Consider the following 23,533-nt stretch of genomic DNA (forward strand, 5'->3'; position numbering starts at 1 on the left):
GGCATTTGGCTCGTCAGCTTCATGCACTATGATCTGGGATATATCGACCTGGAACAGAAGACCTTGCAGACCATCGACAACCCGTTCGGCACGAGGTTGTCACCCATGTCTTAGGTACATTCTGTTATGTCACCGACCGCAAAGTTCCGCTTATCGAAACGCTAAGTGAACGTAAATAAAGGGTTTTTTCGCATAGTGGCCCTCACTGCACCTGGAACAACCTCGTCAATCTCGCTCAAAAGCGCGCACGCGGCCAAAACCGATGGCTTTCGGCCAAAAAAAATAGCCCGGCGAGCCGGGCTTGAGGTGAACGACTGGAGGGTTATCTGAGGTCGGGCAATGCCGCTCGATCATAAAACCTCGTGCCGACCAGTTCCTTCGGAAAAGCCGGAGCCAGACCTACCTTCTCAAGTTTGCAGCGGAGAGTGCCAGGGTGAATCCCGGTCTCCTCGGAAAGATTGCGTAGAGAAATATAGCGCTGGGCGAAGTCGTCCACACTGTCGGGGTCTGGCACAGTGGTTCTCGACTCGGACCCAGGAACGCCGCGCAAGACCGTCTCGATGATGCCATGTTTGGCAAGAGCGCCGACAACCGTGGTGGACGTCTTAATCACGCTAGCTGCGTGGTTATAGCTGAAGGCCGAGCGATACCCTCTGCTTGTCGCTTCCATCGCGGGAGCCTTATTCGTGAAGAACATGGCAATCTCATCGAGGCTCACAAGGACTGACTTAAACCCAGACTCGTGCGGGTCGTATCGGATTTCCCTCAATCCCCCCGTAAGGATTGCTTTCACGATATCGACAATCTTGTGCCTGGACATACCGGCAGCGGGCGCGATTGCGAGGAATTGGGGCTCATCGTCTCGGATTTCGATGGCTCGGGCAGTAAGGCCGGAGAGAAATTCGTCAAGCTCCCGTTTCGGGATAGCGTGCTGAGTTAGCGGACCTTCGTCGACCGCGGCAAGCGGCTCAAGAAGGCCCGCTGCTGCCATTTGCCTTGCGCATTTGAAACGCACGTTCAGATACCTCGCCGCTGTCTCAAGTGGCAGCGCATCCTTAGCCATGTCCAAAAAGGGTTTGGCGGCGGCGGCGTTGAACAGGATTCGTCCGCTGTGAAGCTTCGCCGCCTCGGAAGAGATGATACCTTTTTTCTCAAGCAATCGGCGAAGCCGGATGTGATGCATGCCTGTTTCGCTGGCAGCTGACTTTACAGAATGGATATGCCGGGTCACGACCTCTCGGCCGAGGCACAGATCGCCTGGTCCCAGTGGCATGGACCGAACAGCTTGATCGAAGGCGATATCCCTCAAGGCATCATACTCAGGATCGTCGTTTGCCCTTGTCAGATAGGCCTGAAGCGAAGGCCAGGCGCTGCTGGCCGTTCTCGCCGGTTCTGGCATCCGTAACTGGACCTGCTCAAGGAGTGCCCGCACAGCCTCAGGGCCAGCGCTAGCCACCATGAAACCGCTCGAGGCGGACTGACGAAGCATCGCGGGCGTCATGTGTGCAAGCATGACGTCCTTGAACAGTTCAGTGCCACCCGTCAGTTCGCACATGCGCGCTGCCGCATCGATACGAAAGCCATTCAGCCAATTGGACTCGGGTCGCGTTCCGGCCAAGCGACCGACGATGTACTCTTCCAGAGGAGCTTCGTGCGCAGGTCGCTGGTCTGCCGAAGACAAAGTGGCTTGCAAGTGAGACTGGATGGCAGCCGCGAAATCCAATGCCGACGGCCCGTCACCCGCAGGTACGCAGACCAGCTCGGTCTTGTGCAGATGGCACGTGCGATAGGAAGAGAACATCCATGCAGACCGACGGTACGGACGTCCTTCGACGAGGCCGGACCCGCCATCGGCGTCGGACCGGATGCATTCCGGGCAAAAGCGCAGGCTCCTGAAGTCCAATCCCTGGACCGCGACGAGTTCGTCGCCGAAGCGATAACGGTTCCGTTCTTCGAGGATGAACGTTCTTGCGCGAATTGCAGAAGCGGATGATCCGGTGACCAAGGCCAAACGATCAATGGCGATCTGGTCTCCGGCAGCGATCTCCCGCAGGGGCGCGCCGATGTCGCGACAAAATTCCCCAGGCGAACGCTTGTTCAGGAACGCGACCCGGGAGATGAAACTCCAAGTCGTCTCGTCGTTGTGGAAAAATGCCGAGAATTTGCTGGGAAGGAGACCGCTCATCGGCCACGCTCCACCCGCACCTTCTGGAAGGAAGGTGGCATCGGCGACGGTGAGAATACGTCCTGCAGCGCGGAACCCACGACGATGCTTTGCCAATTCTCCGATGCGAAGACATTGGCATCGTCCGGGCACCCCGTCCGGATCGCATAGACGTCCGCGAAATGGCTCATCCGAAGCTTGTCGAGACCATCGTCCAGAGCCTTCAACGCGGCATCCTGTACAAATTCGATAAGGGTGCCGAACTGGAATTCGGACGCGTGCATCAAACGCGTGATAATCTCCAGATCCTGTTCCACGTCGACCAAGGGCGTCTTCTTCTCGATCAGCTTCCGGACCCGATCCAAGACCCAACGATGATCCTGCTCGGCATTCAGGTCGGGGAAGGCAACATTCAGGCACCGACGCTTGATCTGCGTGTCCTCTTCCAGGAACGGTACGAAATCAGGCGTTCCTGAAAGGATGAGGGAAACCGGCCATTCCCTTCGCTGAACGAGCGCCTTGAACGTGTCCCGAATGTTCTGGACACGATTGCGGTTCGCCTTGGCTGTGACGTGCTGGATCTCATCGATGTGCAGATAGCGGATGCCCTGCATCTCGAGGCGCTCGCGGACCATGTCCCAGACTTCGTACTCTTTGGGATCGCGCCTCAGCGGATAGCCGAGTGCCTTGAGCACTTCGATGCCGAGCTGCTTGAGCGTGCAAGGCGATGGAGCCTTGAGCGAGATCAGCGGACATCCCGCGTCGAGTTCATGCAAACCAGAAAATTCCGGCCGGTTTGCGAACGCGCGCTCCAATGCTCTTGTCTTGCCCGCCCCGGAGCGCCCGACGAGAGCGAGGATTTTGCACTCAGCCAGACGGCCGACGCGATCTCCGTCCGTGCGCGGCGTATGCACCCGATCGGTGACGATGATCAGCTCCTGCAACCTCTGTTCGAGCACGTCATCCTGGTCACGCTTCAGGTAAGCCTTGAGCAGATCACGTGCGATTTGGTCGGTCGGGTTCTCGGTCGCGTTCTTCAAATCAGTCCTCCAGGAAGTCGTCGCTGTCGTCGGTGTTCGATTGGCCGACCGACGGCCCGGAGATGATGCTGTTTTCAGTGGCTGGGAGATCGGTGACGGGGTTCGTCTCCTCCTCATCATAGGCCTCGAGCATGTCGCATTCGGAAAGCGCATCATCAGTGCGGGCAAACTTCGAGATGGAGTCGGCCAGTCCTACGAGGCGCGCATTCGAGTAGGTCAGCGGGAACAGACCGGCGCGCTGCTCGGCCGACATGACGAACTGTCTGATGTCGCGGTAGGCTGCATCTACGACAGGTTTTGCCATCTCGGCCTGAGCGGCGAATTCCTTCATGTCCTCCGCACGGTTCTTTAGCCACGTATCCAACGCCACCCTTTTCAGGTCGTCGCGCACGGCGTTCACGGTCAGCCATTTGTCATCCAGGTGGACCCAGATCCGGCTGAGGTCGGTTTGATCCACGCGGATTTTCACCTTGGCGGTGTTCTTCTCACGACGTGCACGGTGCAGGTCGTCGTGGGAGTAGAAGATGCCGAAAACTTCGATACCTTCACGGCGTAAGGTGCGCTCGAGCGTGACCCCGAACACGGAGCCGATCGTGTTGGCATCGGCATGCGGCCGAATGAAATGCCTCTTGCCCAAGCGGTTCCAGCACTCGTTGGGCGTCTCGCCGCCCAACCCGTCATGGGGCTGATTGTGGTAGATGTCGACGATATAGCGGATCAGAAGCAGGTAGAGCTCGTCCGCATCCATGATCGCCATGGCCTCTGCATCGTAGTCGCCTTTGGCCGCGACATTTTCGAACGTCCGGCCGTGAAACAGTGACACGAACTGTTTGTGGAGGGTAGAGAACACGCGCTCGATCCGACCGCGCATCTGGGGCACACCCGCGGGCGGGAAAATTTGATCTGCCCCAAGATCGCCGCAAGCGGCTCGCGTCTCATGAGCGTAATAGGCTGCCCCGGTGTCGGTTGCCATTGCCTCGAATCGCCCGCCTGCAAGCCAGGGGCTCCTGCAGCCCGCTGCAGCCGCGATCGCGGACTTGTCGCTGACGGCCATCCGCATCGTCGCGAGAGCGTCTTCCGAGGTTGGCGAGCCTTTGATGAGATGCGCGGCGACGATGGAGCGGGTGGCACAATCGATCATGACCGAAAGCCAGACGCGGGTCTTTTTGGCCTCGGCTTTCTGCTTTGGGGAGAGTTTGCTCCAGAGCTCTGCCTTTTGAAGTAGCGTTTGTAGCGAGACGAGCCACTCGTCCATTTCGACACGCTCAAGCGGACGACGGATGGAGTGCTCGTGCCTTACGGGAGAAAACTTGTTCCTTGCCTTCGCGAAGCCCTCTCGGACTGCCACCGTTTGATATACGTTCAGCTTGGTAATCTCGCGGCTCAGCGTGGACATTGAGGGAACTGCCAAGGTGGGTTCGCCTTCCTCGCTCCGGCGGGTGTTCAGGTCGTTCATCTGTTCGTGCAGTTGTCTCATGATCTGTTCTTTCGATGGACGCCGACTATCGGCATAGGATTCGGCGGCTTGGACGAGCAGCGCGCGAACCTGTTCATGGAGCCGATCCGTCCGGTTGCCACTGCGGCCGTATCGGTCGCGAAAGACAATCGGATCGAAATCGGCGGCTTCGTATTTGCGAAGCCATTCTCTCAGGCATGTCGGGCTGGGCGGACCGTAGCTTTTCCTCAGGCGGTCACAGCGGCCGGACCGGGCCTCTGCGCGAGATGCCAAGCCCATGATCCGAAGTTCGTTTTCTGCAACGAATTCTCTGATCGCTTGATCGGAACGGCTGACTTTCCCGGCGCGCTCTTCCTCCAGGAACGCGTCGCACCAGTCCTTTCGCCAATAGATTTTCGGCAGCTCGTCACGAGGAAGGGTCTGCAAGGTGTAGCCGCTCGCGCGTCGCTTCCCGCTGGACCGCGAGAAAAAGCGGGGATGCAGCTGGACGTGCTCATTCCAGATGGAACGCAGTTCGTCATGGCTGAACTGATGGTAGGCATCAGGCATGTCCAGACGGCGCAGGGTGTGGCCATCGTCGTCGAAGGAGTCGGGCACATAGTCGATGCCGGAAATCGTCACCTTGTCCTGCGGCTCCAGACGGATCGGCAAGGTTTCGCAAGGCGCGTTCATTGGCGGCCTCCAACGGCAGGCCCGGGCCTCACCGCTCGAATCCGCGAGGAATGGGTGAGGGGGAGGTCTTCGGTGCACTTCACGAGGCCGAGACCGAAGGCGTGGGCAAGTGCGAGGAACCCCTTCGGCGTGTTGAGCCCGGCGGTCATGAGAAGCGCTTCCGCACTCATGGTCCCGTGGAACGTTCTGATGGCGTCAACAATGATCGCGACGTCAGCCGGATCCGCATCGCGATTGGCAGCGAACACGAGACGGGCATTCGCGGCCCGCACGCGCGTGATATGGCGGTCGGTGCGAAGGTGAACGAACTGTCCCGCCCTGCGCGGCAACCGTTGTCGGACCTTGGAAAGAATGTCGGTGATGCCGGACTTGGCGACATCCCGCTCGTATTTGACTGCGATCAGGTGCGTCGATCCGTCTTTCAAGTTCACGGAAAAGTCGAAGAAGTGGCTGCGCTCGGTACCGTTTTCGTCACGGAACTTGACGGGCCCCGCCTGTTCCCGGAGCGCGACTACGCGCGGATCGGTCAGGAGGATGTACGCAGCATCACGCTCGAGAACGCTCTCGTAGTGGACTTCGCGATTGTTCAGCGGATTGATGATCGTGCCGCGAAACGATCCTCTGGACCGCAACGTGATGTTGCGCTGGGCAAGGGAGCGGCGAGGCGGAACGCGCACTCCTGCGGTCTCCTCCATGCGGGTGGGGATGCTGGATTCACGGCTCCAGCCGGATTTCGAATTCGTGGTCAAGATACAAATCTCCTGCGTTCTCCGGTGGCTGCCGGAGCTGAAACCCCTTGATTGGGGGACGTGATGAGGCTTCGGACGACGTGTCCGGAAACGTCAGCGACGTATTCGCAGGATGTGATTTGCCCCCAGGGAGGCAGTTGAGACAAGCAGTTGCATTGGCGTACCTCCTTGGTTGGCCGCGGGAGTGCGGCAAGTTGCAATGATCGATCCTCCCCGTAATGGAGGACGGAAATGATCGACAGCACGGTTACCGTCGCTCGACCGAATAATCAGTCGAGACGGGTACCGTTCAAGTTTGTGCAGATGGAAGAAGCCCGGGCGCGGTCGCGCCGACTCCGATATCGAAGCTTACGCAGCCGTGGAGCTTTTCGCTCTGACACTTATCGATATTGGAGAGAACATGTTGGCTTCCTTTGATGTCCGGCGAACCGGAGGTGGGCTCAATATTAGCTCGCTGTGATAAAGGCAAGATCTTTTTTCTGGCAGCGGCAAATCTTCCCCGACCGCATCGAATAGAACAAATAATGAACGATATGCATCAGGTATCGCGTCACGCTAGCATCGAAAAGATCCCGCCGTCTCGGATTGGCGTTCGGCCTCGGCCATTTGCAGCCGGCGGCAGGTTCATCCAACCTATTCATGTGAGTGTGGATGAGGAGTAGCAGATGCCGATTAATTGGAATCAGAATAGCCGGGAGAATTGGCTGCTCGAAACACTGCGGTTCGATTACGAAGCCGGTTTTGTTGACCTGCTTTTCCGAGATGTGTCGCAATGGGGCAAGGAATTGCGAGCGTCAGGCTCACCTGAAGTCCGCGAGAGAATTGCGTGGTTTGAACGTGAGGCCGAACGCTGCGCCTTCGTAGAGGATGAACATGGTAAAGGAAGTCTGCTCAATCTCGAACATCCATTTGTCCAGAAATCCATGGACAATCCCCGCATATTAACGCGAGATCATGTCGAGGCTGCGCGCCGCTATCGTCAGATCATGGGAACCGCGGCTTAACGGGCTCGGCTACCGCCGCGCGGAGTTCCGTGATCGTTTCGTATCGGCCATCATCTACGCGTTTGTCTGCGGACGCAAAGGCAAGATAACGCGCGCCATTCGTAGCCAGATCGATCACCAGCCAATGTTCCGATTGAAAATTCCGCAGAGCTTCCCGGACCTCCTCGGAGTCCAACAGTTGATGGACAATTCGAAGCTGCCGCTTTCTCATCTCTCCCAGTAGTCTGTGAAGTCCTTCCACACCAAGATAAGCTTGGGTGGGAAACCCGTCGTCGGTCGTCCCGAAAAACCAGAAATCGGTATGATCTTCGGTAAGCCTGAATCCTATCGACTGCATGACACCTCCATTTACGTCGGCGGCATACAGCACAACAGGTTAATCGTTAGCTCAGTCGTAAATTTGATCCGTGGAGCTCATTGAAAGCAAACCGGGTTCCGGCCGCCAGGCTTGCTATAAGCACTGTTGTTCCCGCAGCGACGTCCATTTCGCATCTGGTCATACGGACAGTCGCAAGTGCCTACGTAGGGTGCCCTTGATCGGCGTTCCTGCCGAGGACCGTGCTGGAGCGATGGATCGCAGCGGCTGTATTGGAACCGAGACGGAACGGCGCTGTGGCGGCTCATCCGGCAGCTGTTCAGCAAGATAGTCACCATGCATCCAACCTGAGAAGCCTCCAACGGCAACGTAATGCCATGCGGATTCGGTTGCCGTTGATCGAACCTGGGTACGCACCGGAGCCGTCCAGACCACAGGTGCCTCAGTGGTCGGCTGTTCGCGGAGCCGAACATTCGCTGTGGTGTAGAGTACCCGAGCGGACTCTTGGGGTCGCGGTGATGATGTATCTGTAGCCATTGGGGCAGGGGGCTGAGTTTGCGTGACGAATGCCGTTTGACGCTGACGAGACACCTCCTGCGTCGAAGTCGGCACGGAGGCTTGTGACTGATCATCGGGATACTGCCTCTCACCCGGCTCGCTGCTCCACCAAGCAGCGGCGAGCACTGCGGCCGCCAACCAGCCAAGTTTGCCGCCGGACTTCTTTCCCACTTGCTTGCCCCAGATGCTATACGTCCCACGAGCAACAGAACCAGATTTGAATTCCCAAGTCGATCGCTGTCAAAACTGATTTATCCTTCAGACATGCCAGATGAAGGGTACGGAACCAATATCGAATCCTTCGTTCGTATTTCAGGCAGGGTCTCGTTGCGCATGTCTGAATTTATTGGCGGACTTCTGTTGCCATCCCACTGAGTATTCGTAATCTTCTCACTCCAGCAGCTACGGTTTCCTTAGGGTTTGATGAGATAGGTCAAATTCCGGGGTGGGCCGCGAGCTCGGGGATTTGTTGCGGCCAGTGGACGATGGGTTGGGGAAAATGACAGTGCCGGTTCTTAGGACGATGACCTGCGCACTCCTGGCGAACATCGCGGCAGCAGCTCCCGGCATGGCCCAGGACTCGCCGACCAGTTCAGGAACCGGTTTCTTCATAAATGCTGATGGCTGGGTGCTGACGAATGCTCACGTGGTCCAAGAGTGTGCGCGGGTCTCTGTCGCGGGCAGAGGAGATGCTACCGACATCAAAATGGATCGTCAGAACGATCTCGCAGCAGTGAAACTGCCATCGCAGCAAAGCGATGAGTTCGTTCGGTTTCGACAGCTGCCTGTCCGCTTGGGCGACGACATAGTCGCGTACGGTTTTCCCCTCTCGGGAATTCTGTCGGACTCCATCAAGGTAACGACCGGCAACATCAACTCCCTTGTCGGCATGGACAACGATACGCGCTATCTGCAGATTTCAGCTCCCCTCCAGCCAGGCAATTCAGGCGGGCCCGTTCTTGATCGGGATGGCAACGTTCTTGGCATCGCCACATCCGTGCTCGGGCAAACCTTCGCGGGCGTCACAGGAATCCTGCCACAGAACGTCAATTTCGCCGTACGCTCCAACGTAGCGGAATTATTCCTGCAAAGCCGATCTATCGAATACGCATACGGCCAAGCCTCCGCGCCTCCACTCTCAACGGCAGACCTGTCAGAGGCTTTGGTGCCAAGCATTGTCCAGGTGCTTTGCTTTTCGCCTGCGATTTCGGAAAGCCCATCGGCAGAGCTTACAATTCCTGCTGCTCGGGGCCGGGATGACGGGCCAAGCACGGAGCAACTCGCCGAAGCGTTCGCCATCGCCTACCATATCGCGTGGTCCTCGCCCAACGAACAGGCGATCGAGTTCATGAGCAGCATCTACGGCACATCGGTGGATTTCTACGGCAACCGCATTTCACATTCGGCGCTGGTGACGAAAAAAGGAAGTTTGCCGAACGCTGGCCTGTACGCACCTACACGACGCGCGCTGGGTCACTTACGGCTAACTGCATCGGCTCCACGTGCACGATGACGGCAACCGTTGATTGGTTTGCCCATAGTCCTCTGAGGCAGCGGAGCACAAATGGCGTCGCGACCTTTTCATTCGATCTGGACACCGACGAGATGAAGATCACCCGCGAAGCCGGGTCAGTTCTGAAGGGACAGTCGGCTGATCCAAGCGCAATGCTGGCTCTTTGGGAGGAGCAGAATTCGAACTGCCGCGGTGGCTCGGGAGATCGCCCGGAGACTTGGCAGGCTTGCGAGGCGCGCGAACATACTCAAATGTCCGCTCAAGCCGCGGGATGGTGCTATGGTCGAGAAGGTCAGGCTGGCTACGAAATGGATTGGCATCGATGCGGGAATTGATGATCGATTCCGCCGCGACGGATGGAAGCTTGGACCAAGTCCAGCGGACCTGCCGCCGTCGAGAATTCTGGTGAAAAGATTCTATCGCGCACCCCGGCGAACGGATTTGCCCGGCCTGCTTATTGTCATCATGCTGATGGCGATCGTAATCGGCATGTTTGCCGTGACCCCCGCGATAATGCCCGCACGCCACGAGGACGTCTTATGACGCAGAATTTGGTGCGTGGACCGCTTCTGCGGGAAATCTGCAAAGAAATCCGGCAGCCCGACATCCGTTTCCTTTTCGCTTTGAAGAGAAAGAATTCAGCTGCTCGGACGAGAGCGCAGGATCGCATGGGTCAGGTCATGCGTGACTGCAGCTTCATTTCGCTCCCGAAGTGCGTCGGCTTAATCCACGTTCCCTCGCGTGGATCGAAAATTCCCGGTAGTGGAAAGTGGTGATCGATCTGAATGAAGTCCTTGAGGTTGAAAGTCGCGACCGGTGTGTTCGCCGTGATCGCTTGGGCTGCTATCATGAGATCCAGTTTGCATTTCGGTTGCCGTTTTACGGGCGCGTTGGTCCAAAGGTCTTTCAGGGACGGCAGCGCCAGCATACGGCCGTGCAGTCGTGCCACCGCAGGGGTCAAAGGCAACCAGTCGATGTCAGACCGAAGGATTTGTTCAAGCCAGGCTTCGTACTGGATCGCCCGCTGGGGCTGCATGTCCCTAAGGAGTTCGACCCCGCGGGCAATCTCGACGACTGCCGCATAGGACAGGGCGAGTTTATGCACCTGACTGCCCTGCAACCACGAAACGACGCGGGGGTCGGGCTCCTTCAACGCGAGTTCGCTGATAACGTTGGTGTCGAGCAGGAACCGCAATTGGCCTCGCGATCTTTGTAAGGCTGCAAATGTGGACCTTGGCATACATCTGTTTACCTTACGCAAACCTAACGAGGAGGCGACTTTGGGATTGTCCCGTGACGGCGAGAACAACTGGCTCCTGAAAGGTGACGGAGGTCCGCTCGAAGACGTCCTGACGGCGGTCGACGATACAGGGGCTCAGACGATCCACTACCAAGGCCGCAAGTATCAGATACTGGCTCTCGGGCGCGCCGAGCGCACCGATCCTGCCGATATGCTCGCCAAGGGCGGTCCGTTGCGCCGGGGTGATCTGGGCGATTGAGAGACATCGACAGGCGTCAATTCTGACGGGTGACATCGAGGATTTCCTTCTGCCCGAGATACTTCTTCGATGTAAGATGAACGCTCATTGCCTTCAGCGCCATCGCATCGTCGCGTAGCGTCTGCAATGCCAAAGCATAGGCCTCGCCGAGCAACCGCTCCATCCTGCCTTGGGCGTCCAGCGAAGCGTCGCCGCCCGAGGGAGCCGGAAGTGCAAAGGCGCTGCCCTTTCCGAGAGAAAGCGTCTCGATTGATTTTGCGACAGCAATCGCGCTTTCTAGATCAGACCCTTCCCCCGCCGAATAGAGCTCTGATCTCTCGCCGAAGACGAGTTCCTCGGCGGCTGCCCCACCCAGGAGAACGGCAAGCCGTTTCAAACCCTCCGATCGGGTAAGGATGGTCGGCAATCCAGGTTTATATGTCGTTTCGCCAGCCGTCTGAGAACCCGCTTTCAATTCCCGATGTGAAATCACCGAGATAGACATTACCTCAGCCCATTTGAGGCCGATCGACACCAGTGCGTGCCCCGCTTCGTGGACCGCGGTTCTATACAGGTCGTCCTGGGGCAATTCGACGAGGCGGGGAAGGCTTGCCTCCAAGTCCGCGATCGACGCTTCGCGGCGCTCCTGCCTGGCTCGCCGCTTGGCTTGGCGGGCCAACGCGGTCAGGTCGGCACCTGTCCAACCGTGCGTACGTGCGGCGACCTTGCGCAGGAGCTCGATTTCAAGACGGTTCTCGAAAAGATCTTTCAGGATGGCTGCCCTCGCGGTGATGTCGGGCAGAGGGATGCGCACATGCAAGTCGAGTCTTCCGGCCCTAAGGAGGGCCGGATCGAGCATTTCCGGATGATTGCATGCCGCGAGCACGACCACGCCTTCCCGACCCTCGACGCCGTCGAGATGCTCGAGAAGGGCTGCGATCACCTTGTTGTTGTATTCGGCGTTGTCACTCGACGATGTCTTCCGACTCCCGAACGCATCGATCTCATCGATGAACAGGACTGCAGGGGCATTCTTGATCGCCGTTGAAAAGGAATCGCGCATGGCTGCAAGACAGTCGCCGAGATGTCCTTCGGCCTGCCACCTGCCGTAGGAACCGATGACCAACGTTGCAGCACAGCTGTTGGCGAGCCCGGTCGCGAACGAGGTTTTCCCTGTCCCGGGCGGACCTGATAAGAGGATCGCGCTGTCGATAGCCGACCATGGAAGCTCGCCTTGCTTCCAGGCTTCAATTTCTTCGGCCAGCTGACGCCCCCAAACTCCAGCTTCACCCATACCGTGGATTTGATCCAGGTTTCTGCCCGGGTATGTCTGGGGTTCTTTGCTGGGCATTGCTTCGAGACGGCTGACCGCCTCGACCAGGGTGCGGTCGCCACGGAAAGCCAAATCGATAGTCGCGAGATCATTGCTCAGGACAACCGCCAACTGGCGTGCGGACGGAACGCTACGGCGCGACAGCCTCAAGACCGTTCGGATGTGGCTCTCGTTGGTCGGCTCCAGTCTGATAAACGCATCGGCCGCCAACACGAGTTCGGGGCTCGGCCTCTCGTCCGGCCCACACACCAGAAAGAGCTTCCTGTAATGGATGTTTTCTCGAGGCACTTTGAGTGTGCCGTCTTCCAACCTGAAGGATGGCTTGGAATCGACGCTGATGACGTCGTCCTCACGGGCGAACTCGTTAGTTCTCGATCTTCCGTTGCCGCGCAGATAGAAGCGCGCTGCCCGCTCGACGATCGCGATGTCTTCGTCCTGATGGGCGTGCAGCACGACAAGCCACTGACGGTCTGAGCGTACACGGGGATTGCGGCGCACAGCCTTGCAGAGGGCAAAATACGCGAGAGCCGGTGCAACGGATCGCAGCAAGCGATCCTTGATCGCTGGTGTCCGTCTCATCGGCCTGCCTCCGCGATGATAGCCTCGACTACGCTCTCGGTCGCTGGACCTGCTAGTTTGGTCAGGGGGGACAGAGTTTCATCATCGATGCGGAGTGTGATTGTGTTCAGAAAGAACAGACCCGCGATCACACCGAGAGGGTCCGCAGTTCGCAGACACTCAGCGACTTCGCCGATTGTCGTGTACTCACATTCGGCAAGAAGCGCTTCGATACGCAGGCGGTCATCAGGCGGGCATACGTACCGTGCTCCGGGAGCCAGTCTCTGAAGGTTGGCGAGGCGGGTCCCGGTCCATAAGCTTGCCTCGAGGTTGACGGCATCCCTGATGATCGAATTGTCAGGATAGGCTCCGACGAGGCCGTACCTGACCTCATTTGGTGTGCCGATCTCGAAGTCCGGGAAAAGATCGTCGCCTTGATCGTCTACGACACGCGGAAGGCAACTAAACTCGGCCACGCCAGGGTCGGCAGATAACAAAAGAGCGATATCGGCTGCTGTAGCCGATCGGAAAACGGCAGGGCCGACACAGCCGATCAAAGGAAACTTCAGGGACACGGCAGCCGAGCGCGAGCGCAAAACTGGCGCAATGGTGTTGGAAGAGGGCATTGAATTTCACCGGATACGGGACAGGCATGGCTCCCCGAGAGGGGGAGCGGCGACTGTCAGCGTATGTGGTGAGCGAGAATGACCATGAATGAGAACATATACGGAACAAAACACATGTCAATCCCGGCAAATGAGCACCCACCAATTTGCCGGGCTGTGCGGGAAGGTTCCGCTAGATCGAGGGCGTCAGAGCCGGATAATCGTCTTCCATATCGATGGACGCCTCGACGGCCTCAGGATTATGGAAGATCGTCCATAGAAGGGTCTTTGCGGCAATGTCCGGTTCTGACCTGTGCTGCTCCCAATTGCGAAGAGTCCCAAGATCAAGCCCATACCTAACCGCAAAAGCCTCCTGTGATAGACCAACTCTGTCGCGTACTTGACGCACGTCGATTTGCCCCGGTGCATGGTTTCGGGCAATCACTCCCGCGCCTTGTAGTTCCCGTTTTAGCGCATGCAGATCTTCCACGCAGGGAACCGTAACATAGGCTTTTCCCCGGTCGGCCATTTCAGTCAGGACGGAATGTGCCTTTCGAAGGGGAACGCGCCTTCTCACCAAAATGCGGGCTGCTTCAGGGGTATTCGCTCCTGGTTTGATACTGAGGCTTAGGCGCACCGGAAAGCCTGACTGGACTAGAATGACGTCCCGGGTTCGCACCCGTTGTCCGAACCGCTCCATGAATTTCGATGTAGTCGACATCCAATTTCTCCGCGATTGTCCGTCCAAGCGCCCTCAACTTGGACCAACCCCATTTGATGGACGGGTCTCCGCCCAAGTGCATACCCTTAACGACAATGTGGCTTTCGCTAACGATGAATTCGCCCATGATCTGCAACACGCCATCTGACGTAGCCACGTCAAATATGAGATAAGGGTCCTCCGACCCATCGACGTCCAGCAGGATGTCTAATTCATCTATGTGCACACATTACCTATAAGCAATTTGCGTAGTAAATGTGATGCATGCGGTCGCCAAGGTCAACACCCAAGCCATGGGTTCGAGACCGTCAATGATCTGGAAGCCATTGTTTGCGGAAGATGCCTTGCGGAAGAGTTGCAACGAGCGCTGCAGCGGAACCCCACGCCGAAGGTTCAGAATGGCAAGAGCACGGACCTCTCATGTTGGTGTGTCATGCTTTTAAGTCGAGCGAGGCACATTTTGATGCACCAAGGAGTGGCCGAGTTATTCCTATAGACGGTTCCTTAAAGCCCCACCTATCAATCGACTCCAAGAGGACGTTTTGGAGCCATTGCAAGCACGGATCCATTGATGTCTTCAGGGTCAACACCTTTGCGCCTAGCCCAATCGGACAAGTTGCCAGGACGGTAGGCGGGGTTCAAATGCCAACGCTCGAAAACCGTCCCATCAATCGTTTCGTTGATGATGGAGTGCGTTCCTCGTTCGTCCGAGAACTGCTCCAACCCAATTGGTCGGAGATAGCGTGCACTGCCCAATCTGTATAGGCCGCGCATGAAATCGGCGTGGGAATCAGGAATAGGGGCAGCATGATGCTCGGGGTCAATCTCAGCGTCATATCGGAATTCAAGTCCATGGCCTTCGGCCTTTTTCTGCAGCCACCGCAATGGCGCTTGGACGAGAACGTCACCGCCATAGCCTCCCCCGATATTGCCATGGTTGCCCACGAACCAGCGCTGCTCGACGCTGTCCAGCGATCGGGGCGTGGCGCGTGTCGTTGACTTCACTGTCCAAAGCGTGGGTTCGAACGAGCGACGGTGTTCGTCGATCGCAAGCGCATGGTACGCGTTTTCGATAGGAATGCGCAGACCTGTATGCATCCAGCCGAAGGTCTTCCTACTGATGCCTTCAAAGCTGAACCACGGGATTCCAAGCGCACCGACTGTATCCCAAACTCCCACCATTTTGATGTTCACGGGCTGCGAGTACCGCAACATCCAACGCTCTTCCAACTCCGGGTCGGCTAAGGAACCGTCAGTGGAAGCAGCAGCCAATCCCCGAATTGTCACGTCGTCGGCGCGTTGATAGCGTTCGAAAAGCTGCTTCACCCCAAGCGGGGCTCCAGGCTTCAGAAGCCCGTACTTGGTTATGAACCCCGCCAGGCTGCGGGCGGTAAACGCGCCGCGGCTGAAGCCAAAGATAAAGATTTCGTCGCCGGGATCGTATTCACCCACCAGCCATTCGTAAGCGGCAACGATATTGGTGCCCACTCCTTTGCCAAACGCGCCGCCCCAGAAGCCGTTAACGCCGATGTCGTACCGCTTCACCTGTCGGACACCGGATTTTGAGAAGGGGGCACACAGCGCGGAGAGCCGCCAAACGTTCGTGTTGTCCGTCGTGACATTCCAGGTGCCGTCAAGGAAGACGGCGATCCTTTTACACCCGGGTGCCAGTGTCTTCATTCGTACTCTCTTGCGACCCCTTGCGAGGACGTCCAATACGTGGGCACGGCTTAGCGAACTTTCGCGACATTCAAATAGAAGGCCTCAACAGATGACCGCGCAAGCTTCATCTGTAGCCCCGCAGCATACACTTCCGTAAATAGATTCTCGTCCAGTACGACTGTAGGGTGCTTTTGCAGCATATCGATGCTCAGTACGATGACGTCTGCAAGTTGCTTCGCGGTCAACGATTCCGGTTGGCCAGGCAAATATTTTTTCAGCTCGCCGTATGTTTCTTTGGTCAGTTCGGCTAGCAGTCGGGCTCGCAAATCTTTCCGCTGCGCATCGTCGCTCATTGTGAATCTCGTTCGCTCAGGTTGTCGAAGAACGCCTTGTCAGTGGAGATGTCAGACCCGCCCGCATATTTGGAGCGCAGATCGCTAGTACGCTCCCAAAGCGACGGACGAGCGGCGGTGACAGCCAGACTTTGCTGCACGGCCTTCCTGATCGTTTCGGTGAGTCCGAGCCCCCAAATCGCGGCTAGTTGGCGGACCAAGCGATCAGTCTCTTCATCCTTTATATGCAGCACCATCAGCGTCTCCTTTTACGGGGCGACATCTGCGAAGTACGCGCCGTCAAGTTTCGCTGCTGCATGAGCATCATCTGTTTCTCCGCCGCGGTTTCGCTTTTGAAGCTTCACAGCGATCGTTCATTTCGCTCGCTGCCATGTCGAAGATGTAGGCAGCAAATTCGTGACCATCCGTCGCCGCCATCTTCCGCATCTGTATCGCCATATCGCGCAGGTAACGCGCCCGTTCGCCGATGTCGGTTGCGGCTGTGAACTCGCTCATGATGCGGTTACGCTGCTTCATGACGGACATCTGCCAACTCCTGTACGAAAGGCTGGTACGGACCGCGGTGAACCAGGAGCGAATGCTCGATCCCGCCGCGCCGCAATGCCTTGTCCCTCGCTTCTTCGGTGACGTGGAAGTAGGCTGCGATGCACTCTCTTCCGTCCACTTGCGACACTGGCCCCATGTGCTCGACGCGCCAGCCGAACCGCCGCCACAGCGGAAGCCAGTTGCAGTCCTGGACCCCGCCGATCATCGTGATGCCTTCCTTCAGGCAGTATTCCATCACCGATCCGCAAAACTGGCCCTTGATCGGACCGTGCCCCTGTTCGCGGAATTTCGGCACGATGAATCCACGGGTCCACTCGGCGATTGTCGGTGAGGCTGCGATGCCGAAAGGCGACATATGCGCGAAGTGCTCGCTTAGAAGGTGCGGACGGCTCGTCGGATAAAGCCGCGTCCCGGTCATGACCTCCCCATCAATGCTGCCGATGAGATAGGTCGCGTGCTCGTTGTCGTACTGATCGACCTCCATTTTGGCCGAGTTGGGCTCTCGCCAGCCCATTTCCTCGACGAAAATCGGGTAACGTGCTTCGAAGAAGGCCTTCAGGACGTCAGCATAGAGGTGTCGGTTGCCCTGATTGACGACGTGGATTTCCATTGCCCATTTCCCCGGTTTGACCAAGGAAAGGGTGCCTAGAATAAGCGATCACTCATATATCCCGAAAGGGATATGGACCGGCACGTCAGGGTTGTAATTCACCCAACGAAATAGCGATTGTCAGTGCGTGGGTTGTATTGCTTGCATCCAGCTTTCGAATCGCAGCCTTGCGATGGAGCTTCACCGTGCCCTCGGAAATGGAGAGGATCTCACCGATTTCCCATGCGGACTTACCCGCCCCGCACCAATGGAGTATCTCCCGTTCGCGCGGCGTCAGCTTACCTCGCGGCCGATGCGGACGCGCCATCACCTCCTGCCCGCGGAGGAAGAAATAGTTTGCGGCGATTTCGAGCAACGCTATTTCGCCAACGCTCATGTCGACCCGCTCCGACGTTCCCAGTGATATCACTGCCTGACAGTGCGCGGCATTGCGGATAGGGAAGCCGAGGCCGTCGACCAATCCAACGTCACGGCTTTCGGCTTCAATCTGTCGTGCGCGAACATCGCTGCGTGAAGACTGTGCGTCGGCCCATCGGAAAGCGCGATTGCGCGTTAGAGACCAGCAAGAGACTGGATCGTCTGCAAAATAGGCTTGCTCGCGATAGCGATCCGACCAGGCTGCGGGCCATTTGTTGGAGATTACCAACGGCTCGACGTCGGCTCCGGCGACCGGCAGTCGGGTCATGATCGAAGTGTGAAACCCGTTGCGGTTGATCAGTCCGTTGAAATCGTTTTCGAGAGCGTCCAGTTCGTGGTGCCGGTTGATGCGCTCGATGAAGTCCAGAGCTTCTGAGTGCACGCGCAACATAATTTCACCTCTTGGCCTCTTGCGAGACTTGGGGGTTTAATCATTCTGCGCCGGTAAAGGCACAGTACGTTGGGGCACGCCGTACTATGAAAGATGAACTCGACAAAACAAAACGCGCACTGTTCTTCGCAGACGCGTACCTGCAACAAGCAGGTTCGGACAACGGATCGATACCACTCATTATAAGCATCGCGCATAGGCTGGCCGATGGTGAGATCACGGACGCTGACGCGGTCGATGAACTTGCACAACTGGTCGCGGAAGGCAAAGTCGATCCCCGTTTCCTTGGAAGCTCGGGAGACCATCCCGACATCGTCAAGGCCGTCGCGGACAAGTTGCTTGCAACCTCCGGTACAGAATCGTTTCGACCAAAGGTAGTCGGAGGCCGCGATGCGTCAATAGACGGCGAGGATTAGTTTTCACAGCGTTCCGCTGCGTACCATAAGTCATGCTGAAATTCGTGTGGAGCTTAATTGGTCAGCTGCGCGCATCCAGTCCGGTGGATGTGGCCAGCATGACCTATATGCATCTCGCGATAATGCTACGGCTGTTGTGCCAATCGAGCGATCGCGACGAGCAATTCGCGCTCGCTCATCGGGAGTGCCGGGTGCGCCTTCCTGACTAGAGCTGCGATTTCGAGATGAGCCTCTTGGACTGAGGCATCGGTCCTATCGATAAGCGCACGCTCGACCAATAGCCGCACATGTTCTGGTAGCCATATGCCGTCTCTGCGCCGGAACGATTCGCCGCCCTTCATTGCTCAGCACATCTCCACTGGAATCGTCGGTGCTCATAGCCCGACGCGTGATTGGGAGGTATTGCATTTGATGTGGGAGACTGATGGGCCGATAGTAAACTTGGGCAGATTGCTGGATGGCTGGAGGCAAGCTGACCTCGGAGGGTCACAGCAGCGCCGATACCCGCGATGTCAGACACTGCATTGGATGCTCACGAGGCCATTCTCACTATTCCATGTCCGGTATGTCGCCCGCCTGAAACAGGGTGACCGGTTCGCCATATTCACCGACGTCTACATTCGCTTCGCGGCTCCAGGCGATGACGCCCGCGTGCTGATCGGCGAGGAGCTTTGCCTGTCTGACGGCACGGTCTTCTGACTGATAGTCCTGCGGCCCGAATACGGTTTGAAGCTCGCCCGTATCGTCGGGATCAAACGCCATGACCACGATGAGCTTCGGGAGTTTTTCTTCACTCATCGCTCGGCTCCCTTCGCAGTCCACGCGCATTATCGGCCGCGCGGGCAGGTTCTCCAGCCATGGCGAAGGCGGCCGTGAGATAGTCGATGGCGGCCGAAATCGCCACCTCATCCCAACCGGCAGCGCGCGCCGCTTCGCGGACTTGGCGAAAGTTGGGCTCAGCTGATTCCGCGTGCTGATGGTCGACCATGCGAAGCAGCGCGTAGACATACGGCTCCAGCGCGTCGGCACAGTCATGAATCCGCTCGAGATCAAGCACAGACCGACTGAGCGGTTTGATCTTCATGCAGCGACCTCAACGAGCTGATCGTCTGGCAGTGGCCGTTGCAACGCTTTCGCTTCGTCCCATGGCGCGCGTAGCCAAATGTCGATCTCCTCGGCGGTCGTCAGGATCACCGGCATCGCCTTGGGGTGGATCGGCGCGATGACGGCGTTAGGCTCGGTCGTCAGAAACGCAAAGATGTCGGCCGTCACCATGCCTTCCTTCGCCTTGCGCACGCCGGTCCAACTCGTCCACATGCCCGCGAAGACGAACAGCGGCTTCATCTCGTCGATGGCGAACCAGTGCAGCGGCAGCCTGCCGTCCGGTCCGCGCACGGTGCCGTATTCGGAGAACGAGGTGGCAGGCACGACGCATCGGCTCTCGACGCCTTGCCACGGTCGCCAGTGCGGTGAGGTCAGGTTGCGCACATTGGTCGTGCCGATGTCTGGTTCCAGGGTAAGCAAGCGCCTGAACTCGTCGTCGTCGATGGCCTTGCCTTTCGCCCTCATCTTCTCGACCCGCTTCACGGTCGCATCAAAGATCGCCTTCTTCGATGATGGCATTCCCCAGCGCGCACGCACCAGTTCACGCTCGCCATCCTGGCCCTGCCGCACGATGGGGGCGGGATAGTCGGGGTAAACATCCTGCGGCTCGAGGTTGCCGACCCGGTTCGTCATCGCGCGCGTCAGTTCAAGGATCGCCTGCGGGCCGATGGTGATGTTGTAGAGATTGCACAAGGCGCGTCCCTCCCGTCAGCCGTTGGCCAGTTGGACGGGGACGGTCTCGCCCAATGCGCGATGCTCGCCGCAATACCGTCGCGGCTCTGCCCGCCCGGACGAAAAGCCGAAGCTCCCCCAGCGCGTGCATCCTGGATGGGTGCACCAATGATCGAAGATGCCTGCTGGCGTCTGCGGCAGGTATGGGACGACCTGTGGTTCATCTGCAATCATCGGCACGGCATCCTCCGCTTCGACGCAAGGTAAGACACAGGATGGCTAGTCGTGCAAGTTTGTTCGCGTTATGTTCGAAACCATGCTCAGCCCCGTCCGCATCCCGAACATCATCGACCGCCGTTCCTATCGGCTGGTCAGCATCAATGTCGCGGCCGGGTTTCCATCGCCTGCTGCCGACGATCAGGAGGATACGGTCGATCCGTTCGCATGGGTCGTTCGCCACGAGAGCGCGACGTTCTGGTGGCGGGTATCGGGGGACAGCCTTGTCGATGAAGGCATCTTCGACGGCGATCTGATTGCCGTCGATAAGGCAGGCAAGGCCCGCCCCGGGCGCATCGTTCTGGCGGTGGTGGAAGGCGGTGTCACGGTCAAGGTGATCGAACGACGCGATGGCGAGCTGTGGCTGATGCCGCGCTCGCGCAAGCAGAACTATGCGCCCATTCGCATGACCGAGGATTGCGAAATCTGGGGCGTCGTCGCCGGGGTCGTGCGGCGCTACCCGGTCGAATGAATCATGGCCGATCCGCTGGCCCTGATCGACTGCAACAACTTCTACGTCTCCTGCGAGCGGGTGTTCGACCAGAGGCTGGTCGGCGTGCCGGTGGTGGTGCTGTCGAACAATGATGGCTGTGCCGTTGCGAGATCGGATGAGGCCAAGGCGCTCGGCATCAAGATGGGCGAGCCGCTGCACCTCTTCCGCGACAAGGTCGAGCGCAACGGCATCAAGGTGCTGTCGTCCAACTACACACTCTACGGGGACATGAGCCGCCGGGTCGTCGGCGCTCTCCATGCCTTCTCGCCGTCGCTGGAGGTCTATTCGATTGACGAGACATTCGTCGATCTGTCCGGCTTCGGCGGTCGCATGGTGGGACAGGCGCGCGACATGCGTCAGGCCGTGCGCCAGCTGACAGGCATCCCGACGTGCGTCGGCATCGGTCCCACCAAGACACTGGCCAAGCTCGCCAACCATGTCGCGAAGAAGAACCCGGTATTCGGCGGCGTCTGCGACATGATGGACGGTACGATCCGATCGGTCTGCCTGCCTCACATTGCGGTCGGCGAAGTCTGGGGCGTCGGCCGCCGTACGGAGGTCAAGCTGCTGGCGCAGGGCGTCAAGACGGTCGCCGATCTGCGCGACATGCCGACGGCTTTGGCGCGCAAGGTCGGCACTGTCGTCCTGGAGAGGACGGTCGCCGAACTGAACGGCGTGCGATGTGTCGATGTTGAAGAAGTCGAGCCGCAGCGCAAGGGAATGGCGGTGACGCGGTCACCCGGCACGCCGATTACGGATATCGACACGATGGGCCGAGCGATCACCGCTCATGCGACGCGTGCCGCCGAGAAGCTGCGTCGTCATGGTCTTGTCGCCGGGACACTCACGGTCTTCTACCACACCAACCCGCATCGACCGGACCGGCCGCAGCGTCATGCCAGCAAGTCGATGGCGCTCAAGCCGATGTCATCCGACACGTTCGATCTGGTCGAAACGGCGATGCAATGTCTGCGCGCATCGTGGCGCGGCGACCGGCCTTATGGCTTCACCAAGGCAGGCGTCATCCTCGATGATTTGCTTCGACCTGACGAAGCGCCGCAGATGCTGTTCGCGCCTATTCGGCCACGCGACGGCCGCCTGATGGATGCGCTTGATCAGGTCAATGACCGCTTCGGCAAGAAGTCGCTTGTGCTCGCCAGCGAGGGCTTCCGCGACAAGAGCTGGCACCTTAAGACCAATATGCGGACGCCACGATACACGACGCGTTTGGCGGACTTGCCTATATTGGTTGTTTCGTAAGAACGTTCGCAACTGACCCCATTGTCGCCGTTCGGGATGCTTCTGTCCCCGCTCGGAACCTGTCGTTCGCTCAATTCCCACAAACGGCAGAACTGGGGCGGGAGGCAGACAGGCTGCTTTTGGAAGCTTTTGGTGGTTCGCTGCCGTTAAAGTCTTCGTCATCAGGCGTGCTACAAGATCGGCTCTGGAACCCGACGCGTCGAGACGGCGAGTTGCTTGAGTTGCCCTTTCGCGGCGACGAAGAGCCCGCGGATTTGGCTCGATGTGTCGCTGATCAATCGCACACATCGATACAATTGAAGCACCACGGTTAATCTAGCAGATCGGCAAGGTATGATAATCGTTGCGGATGCTTGAAGACGTCTATCTCTTCATCAACGAACACGCGTCGCTTGCGGCTGCGCTTGGCCTGGCCGCAACCGCAGGCGCTATGGTGGAAAAGCTGCGAGCAGACCACGTGCGTCAAAAGTGGCAGTCTCACAATCAGAGCAAATGGAATAAGGAACGCGGCATAAACAGTCCTTCCTGGCCACCATTGCAGCAAGCTCGGGATGCAGTTCCCGTGAACCATATGGATGCGGCCGACCAGCTGCGGATTGTCATGAGAGCGGAGTTCGCCAGCCAACCTCTATTGAACCGCAGCGAAGTGCGTGTGTTCAAGGAACTCGATCACATCGTTCTCAACTACAATCCGCTCTGGCAGGTCATGGCTCAGGTCTCGCTAGGGGAAATCCTTCGCACTAAGGACAAGGCCGCTTTTAGTTGCATCAATTCCAAGCGTGTCGACCTGCTGTTGGTCGATGAGCACTGTCACCCGCGGCACGTCGTCGAATACCAAGGAATTGGCCATCATCAAGGAACAGCGGCCGCGCGTGATGCGGTGAAGAAGGAAGCACTGCGCCGCGCTGGCATCGGGTATCACGAGGTGGTTGCCGGTCATACCAAGCCTTCGGATTTGCGGCGTCTGGTGGAGAGACTGGTCGACAAGCAAACAGCACTCGACGTTGGTGACAAGTCGACGCGCGGCCCGAGCGAGGTTCGGCCTTCGATCGAGATTTCAACACCTCTTCCCGAGGCTCGTCCGCCCGCATAGCTGGCATACGATTTCGCGGTTCGGACCGTCATCGTAATCAATCGCTTCACGAGCGGATTCGAGAACAGCTAAG

General features: G+C 58.2%; 28 protein-coding genes. 8 read left to right on the plus strand and 20 right to left on the minus strand.

Going from position 1 to position 23,533, the window contains the following annotated elements:
• Nucleotides 1-322: 322 nt before the first annotated feature.
• From GTW25_RS19765 to GTW25_RS19780, 4 genes are read right to left on the minus strand one after another with little or no spacing between them, the layout of a single operon-like run.
• The gene (locus GTW25_RS19765; protein WP_252914007.1) at nt 323-2,185 is read right to left on the minus strand and encodes a TniQ family protein; all 1,863 of its coding nucleotides are present in this window, start codon (nt 2,183-2,185) and stop codon (nt 323-325) included.
• Entirely contained in the window at nt 2,182-3,204 is a 1,023-nt protein-coding gene (locus tag GTW25_RS19770) for a TniB family NTP-binding protein (RefSeq protein ID WP_252914008.1), read from the minus strand. The genes GTW25_RS19765 and GTW25_RS19770 overlap by 4 nt, the downstream gene beginning before the upstream one ends.
• A gap of 1 nt (nt 3,205) precedes the next feature.
• Entirely contained in the window at nt 3,206-5,332 is a 2,127-nt protein-coding gene (locus GTW25_RS19775) for a TnsB C-terminal domain-containing protein (RefSeq protein ID WP_252914009.1), read from the minus strand.
• Nucleotides 5,329-6,081, minus strand: coding sequence for a PDDEXK family nuclease (locus GTW25_RS19780; protein ID WP_252914010.1), 753 nt, complete (start codon nt 6,079-6,081; stop codon nt 5,329-5,331). Before GTW25_RS19780 ends, GTW25_RS19775 begins: the two co-directional genes overlap by 4 nt.
• A 665-nt stretch (nt 6,082-6,746) precedes the next feature.
• On the opposite strand from GTW25_RS19780, the gene GTW25_RS19785 reads away from it, so the two are divergent.
• Nucleotides 6,747-7,085, plus strand: coding sequence for a hypothetical protein (locus GTW25_RS19785; protein ID WP_252914011.1), 339 nt, complete (start codon nt 6,747-6,749; stop codon nt 7,083-7,085).
• Here the strand turns inward: GTW25_RS19785 and GTW25_RS19790 are convergent.
• A complete protein-coding gene (locus GTW25_RS19790) occupies nt 7,066-7,422 on the minus strand; it encodes a hypothetical protein (RefSeq protein WP_252914012.1) in 357 nt (118 codons plus the stop codon). The two genes, GTW25_RS19785 and GTW25_RS19790, sit on opposite strands and share 20 nt — an antisense overlap.
• A gap of 159 nt (nt 7,423-7,581) precedes the next feature.
• Nucleotides 7,582-7,938, minus strand: a complete 357-nt coding sequence (locus GTW25_RS20735; RefSeq protein WP_372493260.1) for an SH3 domain-containing protein — start codon at nt 7,936-7,938, stop codon at nt 7,582-7,584.
• A gap of 589 nt (nt 7,939-8,527) precedes the next feature.
• On the opposite strand from GTW25_RS20735, the gene GTW25_RS19795 reads away from it, so the two are divergent.
• Nucleotides 8,528-9,472, plus strand: a complete 945-nt coding sequence (locus GTW25_RS19795) for a S1C family serine protease (RefSeq protein ID WP_252914013.1) — start codon at nt 8,528-8,530, stop codon at nt 9,470-9,472.
• A 279-nt stretch (nt 9,473-9,751) separates the two neighbouring features.
• The gene (locus tag GTW25_RS19800; RefSeq protein ID WP_252914014.1) at nt 9,752-10,015 is read left to right on the plus strand and encodes a hypothetical protein; all 264 of its coding nucleotides are present in this window, start codon (nt 9,752-9,754) and stop codon (nt 10,013-10,015) included.
• Between the two features lie 130 nt (nt 10,016-10,145).
• On the opposite strand, the gene GTW25_RS19805 is transcribed toward GTW25_RS19800, so the two are convergent.
• Nucleotides 10,146-10,667 carry a PIN domain-containing protein gene (locus GTW25_RS19805; protein ID WP_252914015.1) on the minus strand — a complete coding sequence of 174 codons (522 nt, stop codon included), beginning with the start codon at nt 10,665-10,667 and terminating at the stop codon, nt 10,146-10,148.
• Between the two features lie 85 nt (nt 10,668-10,752).
• Here GTW25_RS19805 and GTW25_RS19810 point away from each other — a divergent pair, with 85 nt between their 5' ends.
• Entirely contained in the window at nt 10,753-10,971 is a 219-nt protein-coding gene (locus GTW25_RS19810; RefSeq protein ID WP_252914016.1) for a hypothetical protein, read from the plus strand.
• Nucleotides 10,972-10,987: 16 nt separating this feature from the next.
• Here the strand turns inward: GTW25_RS19810 and GTW25_RS19815 are convergent, their stop codons facing one another.
• From GTW25_RS19815 to GTW25_RS19855, 9 genes are all read right to left on the minus strand, one after another.
• Nucleotides 10,988-12,862, minus strand: a complete 1,875-nt coding sequence (locus tag GTW25_RS19815) for an AAA family ATPase (RefSeq protein WP_252914017.1) — start codon at nt 12,860-12,862, stop codon at nt 10,988-10,990.
• The gene (locus tag GTW25_RS19820) at nt 12,859-13,467 is read right to left on the minus strand and encodes a hypothetical protein (RefSeq protein WP_252914018.1); all 609 of its coding nucleotides are present in this window, start codon (nt 13,465-13,467) and stop codon (nt 12,859-12,861) included. Before GTW25_RS19820 ends, GTW25_RS19815 begins: the two co-directional genes overlap by 4 nt.
• Before the next feature lie 172 nt (nt 13,468-13,639).
• Entirely contained in the window at nt 13,640-14,167 is a 528-nt protein-coding gene (locus tag GTW25_RS19825; RefSeq protein ID WP_252914019.1) for a helix-turn-helix domain-containing protein, read from the minus strand.
• 519 nt (nt 14,168-14,686) lie between these two features.
• Complete coding sequence (locus GTW25_RS19830; protein ID WP_252914020.1) at nt 14,687-15,847, minus strand: phospholipase effector Tle1 domain-containing protein; 1,161 nt, start codon at nt 15,845-15,847, stop codon at nt 14,687-14,689.
• A 50-nt stretch (nt 15,848-15,897) separates the two neighbouring features.
• Complete coding sequence (locus GTW25_RS19835; RefSeq protein ID WP_252914021.1) at nt 15,898-16,182, minus strand: hypothetical protein; 285 nt, start codon at nt 16,180-16,182, stop codon at nt 15,898-15,900.
• Nucleotides 16,179-16,418, minus strand: coding sequence for a type II toxin-antitoxin system VapB family antitoxin (locus GTW25_RS19840; protein WP_252914022.1), 240 nt, complete (start codon nt 16,416-16,418; stop codon nt 16,179-16,181). The genes GTW25_RS19835 and GTW25_RS19840 overlap by 4 nt, the downstream gene beginning before the upstream one ends.
• 67 nt (nt 16,419-16,485) lie before the next feature.
• Entirely contained in the window at nt 16,486-16,707 is a 222-nt protein-coding gene (locus GTW25_RS19845) for a hypothetical protein (protein WP_252914023.1), read from the minus strand.
• Nucleotides 16,685-17,338 carry an acyl-homoserine-lactone synthase gene (locus tag GTW25_RS19850; protein ID WP_252914024.1) on the minus strand — a complete coding sequence of 218 codons (654 nt, stop codon included), beginning with the start codon at nt 17,336-17,338 and terminating at the stop codon, nt 16,685-16,687. Before GTW25_RS19850 ends, GTW25_RS19845 begins: the two co-directional genes overlap by 23 nt.
• 85 nt (nt 17,339-17,423) lie before the next feature.
• Nucleotides 17,424-18,146 carry a LuxR family transcriptional regulator gene (locus GTW25_RS19855; protein ID WP_252914025.1) on the minus strand — a complete coding sequence of 241 codons (723 nt, stop codon included), beginning with the start codon at nt 18,144-18,146 and terminating at the stop codon, nt 17,424-17,426.
• A gap of 86 nt (nt 18,147-18,232) precedes the next feature.
• Here GTW25_RS19855 and GTW25_RS19860 point away from each other — a divergent pair, with 86 nt between their 5' ends.
• A complete protein-coding gene (locus tag GTW25_RS19860) occupies nt 18,233-18,562 on the plus strand; it encodes a hypothetical protein (RefSeq protein WP_252914026.1) in 330 nt (109 codons plus the stop codon).
• Between the two features lie 549 nt (nt 18,563-19,111).
• Here the strand turns inward: GTW25_RS19860 and GTW25_RS19865 are convergent.
• The 4 genes from GTW25_RS19865 to GTW25_RS19880 are packed head-to-tail and all read right to left on the minus strand — an operon-like array spanning nt 19,112 to nt 20,572.
• On the minus strand, nt 19,112-19,360 hold the full coding sequence (locus GTW25_RS19865) for a hypothetical protein (RefSeq protein WP_252914027.1): 249 nt from the start codon (nt 19,358-19,360) through the stop codon (nt 19,112-19,114).
• Nucleotides 19,353-19,646, minus strand: coding sequence for a hypothetical protein (locus GTW25_RS19870; RefSeq protein ID WP_252914028.1), 294 nt, complete (start codon nt 19,644-19,646; stop codon nt 19,353-19,355). The genes GTW25_RS19865 and GTW25_RS19870 overlap by 8 nt, the downstream gene beginning before the upstream one ends.
• A complete protein-coding gene (locus GTW25_RS19875) occupies nt 19,643-20,359 on the minus strand; it encodes an SOS response-associated peptidase (RefSeq protein ID WP_252914029.1) in 717 nt (238 codons plus the stop codon). Before GTW25_RS19875 ends, GTW25_RS19870 begins: the two co-directional genes overlap by 4 nt.
• A 15-nt stretch (nt 20,360-20,374) precedes the next feature.
• Nucleotides 20,375-20,572 (minus strand): EsV-1-7 cysteine-rich motif-containing protein, encoded by a 198-nt coding sequence (locus tag GTW25_RS19880; protein WP_252914045.1) that lies wholly within the window; start codon nt 20,570-20,572, stop codon nt 20,375-20,377.
• 82 nt (nt 20,573-20,654) lie between these two features.
• On the opposite strand from GTW25_RS19880, the gene GTW25_RS19885 reads away from it, so the two are divergent.
• From GTW25_RS19885 to GTW25_RS19895, 3 genes are all read left to right on the plus strand, one after another.
• Entirely contained in the window at nt 20,655-21,086 is a 432-nt protein-coding gene (locus GTW25_RS19885) for a LexA family protein (RefSeq protein WP_024588042.1), read from the plus strand.
• Nucleotides 21,087-21,089: 3 nt separating this feature from the next.
• Nucleotides 21,090-22,367: a Y-family DNA polymerase gene (locus GTW25_RS19890; RefSeq protein ID WP_252914030.1), complete on the plus strand. Its 1,278-nt coding sequence runs from the start codon at nt 21,090-21,092 to the stop codon at nt 22,365-22,367.
• A gap of 349 nt (nt 22,368-22,716) precedes the next feature.
• Entirely contained in the window at nt 22,717-23,460 is a 744-nt protein-coding gene (locus tag GTW25_RS19895) for a DUF2726 domain-containing protein (protein ID WP_252914031.1), read from the plus strand.
• The last annotated feature ends 73 nt before the right edge of the window (nt 23,461-23,533 follow it).

This window comes from Aliihoeflea aestuarii, from assembly GCF_024105665.1.
GTDB classification, from domain to species: Bacteria; Pseudomonadota; Alphaproteobacteria; order Rhizobiales; family Rhizobiaceae; genus Aliihoeflea; species Aliihoeflea aestuarii.

What these genes read in the sequence shown, in the direction of transcription:
- GTW25_RS19765 (WP_252914007.1), bottom strand. Translation starts at nt 2,185, where the DNA reads ATGAGCGGTCTCCTTCCCAGCAAATTCTCGGCATTTTTCCACAACGAC.
- GTW25_RS19870 (WP_252914028.1), bottom strand. Translation starts at nt 19,646, where the DNA reads ATGAAGATCAAACCGCTCAGTCGGTCTGTGCTTGATCTCGAGCGGATT.
- GTW25_RS19775 (WP_252914009.1), bottom strand. Translation starts at nt 5,332, where the DNA reads ATGAACGCGCCTTGCGAAACCTTGCCGATCCGTCTGGAGCCGCAGGAC.
- GTW25_RS19850 (WP_252914024.1), bottom strand. Translation starts at nt 17,338, where the DNA reads ATGGAAATCCACGTCGTCAATCAGGGCAACCGACACCTCTATGCTGAC.
- GTW25_RS19895 (WP_252914031.1), top strand. Translation starts at nt 22,717, where the DNA reads ATGCTTGAAGACGTCTATCTCTTCATCAACGAACACGCGTCGCTTGCG.
- GTW25_RS19820 (WP_252914018.1), bottom strand. Translation starts at nt 13,467, where the DNA reads ATGCCCTCTTCCAACACCATTGCGCCAGTTTTGCGCTCGCGCTCGGCT.
- GTW25_RS19835 (WP_252914021.1), bottom strand. Translation starts at nt 16,182, where the DNA reads ATGAGCGACGATGCGCAGCGGAAAGATTTGCGAGCCCGACTGCTAGCC.
- GTW25_RS19855 (WP_252914025.1), bottom strand. Translation starts at nt 18,146, where the DNA reads ATGTTGCGCGTGCACTCAGAAGCTCTGGACTTCATCGAGCGCATCAAC.
- GTW25_RS19860 (WP_252914026.1), top strand. Translation starts at nt 18,233, where the DNA reads ATGAAAGATGAACTCGACAAAACAAAACGCGCACTGTTCTTCGCAGAC.
- GTW25_RS19790 (WP_252914012.1), bottom strand. Translation starts at nt 7,422, where the DNA reads ATGCAGTCGATAGGATTCAGGCTTACCGAAGATCATACCGATTTCTGG.
- GTW25_RS19880 (WP_252914045.1), bottom strand. Translation starts at nt 20,572, where the DNA reads ATGATTGCAGATGAACCACAGGTCGTCCCATACCTGCCGCAGACGCCA.
- GTW25_RS19845 (WP_252914023.1), bottom strand. Translation starts at nt 16,707, where the DNA reads ATGTCCGTCATGAAGCAGCGTAACCGCATCATGAGCGAGTTCACAGCC.
- GTW25_RS19815 (WP_252914017.1), bottom strand. Translation starts at nt 12,862, where the DNA reads ATGAGACGGACACCAGCGATCAAGGATCGCTTGCTGCGATCCGTTGCA.
- GTW25_RS19865 (WP_252914027.1), bottom strand. Translation starts at nt 19,360, where the DNA reads ATGAGTGAAGAAAAACTCCCGAAGCTCATCGTGGTCATGGCGTTTGAT.
- GTW25_RS19890 (WP_252914030.1), top strand. Translation starts at nt 21,090, where the DNA reads ATGGCCGATCCGCTGGCCCTGATCGACTGCAACAACTTCTACGTCTCC.
- GTW25_RS19825 (WP_252914019.1), bottom strand. Translation starts at nt 14,167, where the DNA reads ATGTCGACTACATCGAAATTCATGGAGCGGTTCGGACAACGGGTGCGA.
- GTW25_RS20735 (WP_372493260.1), bottom strand. Translation starts at nt 7,938, where the DNA reads ATGGCTACAGATACATCATCACCGCGACCCCAAGAGTCCGCTCGGGTA.
- GTW25_RS19795 (WP_252914013.1), top strand. Translation starts at nt 8,528, where the DNA reads ATGGCCCAGGACTCGCCGACCAGTTCAGGAACCGGTTTCTTCATAAAT.
- GTW25_RS19885 (WP_024588042.1), top strand. Translation starts at nt 20,655, where the DNA reads ATGCTCAGCCCCGTCCGCATCCCGAACATCATCGACCGCCGTTCCTAT.
- GTW25_RS19800 (WP_252914014.1), top strand. Translation starts at nt 9,752, where the DNA reads ATGGTCGAGAAGGTCAGGCTGGCTACGAAATGGATTGGCATCGATGCG.
- GTW25_RS19785 (WP_252914011.1), top strand. Translation starts at nt 6,747, where the DNA reads ATGCCGATTAATTGGAATCAGAATAGCCGGGAGAATTGGCTGCTCGAA.
- GTW25_RS19830 (WP_252914020.1), bottom strand. Translation starts at nt 15,847, where the DNA reads ATGAAGACACTGGCACCCGGGTGTAAAAGGATCGCCGTCTTCCTTGAC.
- GTW25_RS19840 (WP_252914022.1), bottom strand. Translation starts at nt 16,418, where the DNA reads ATGGTGCTGCATATAAAGGATGAAGAGACTGATCGCTTGGTCCGCCAA.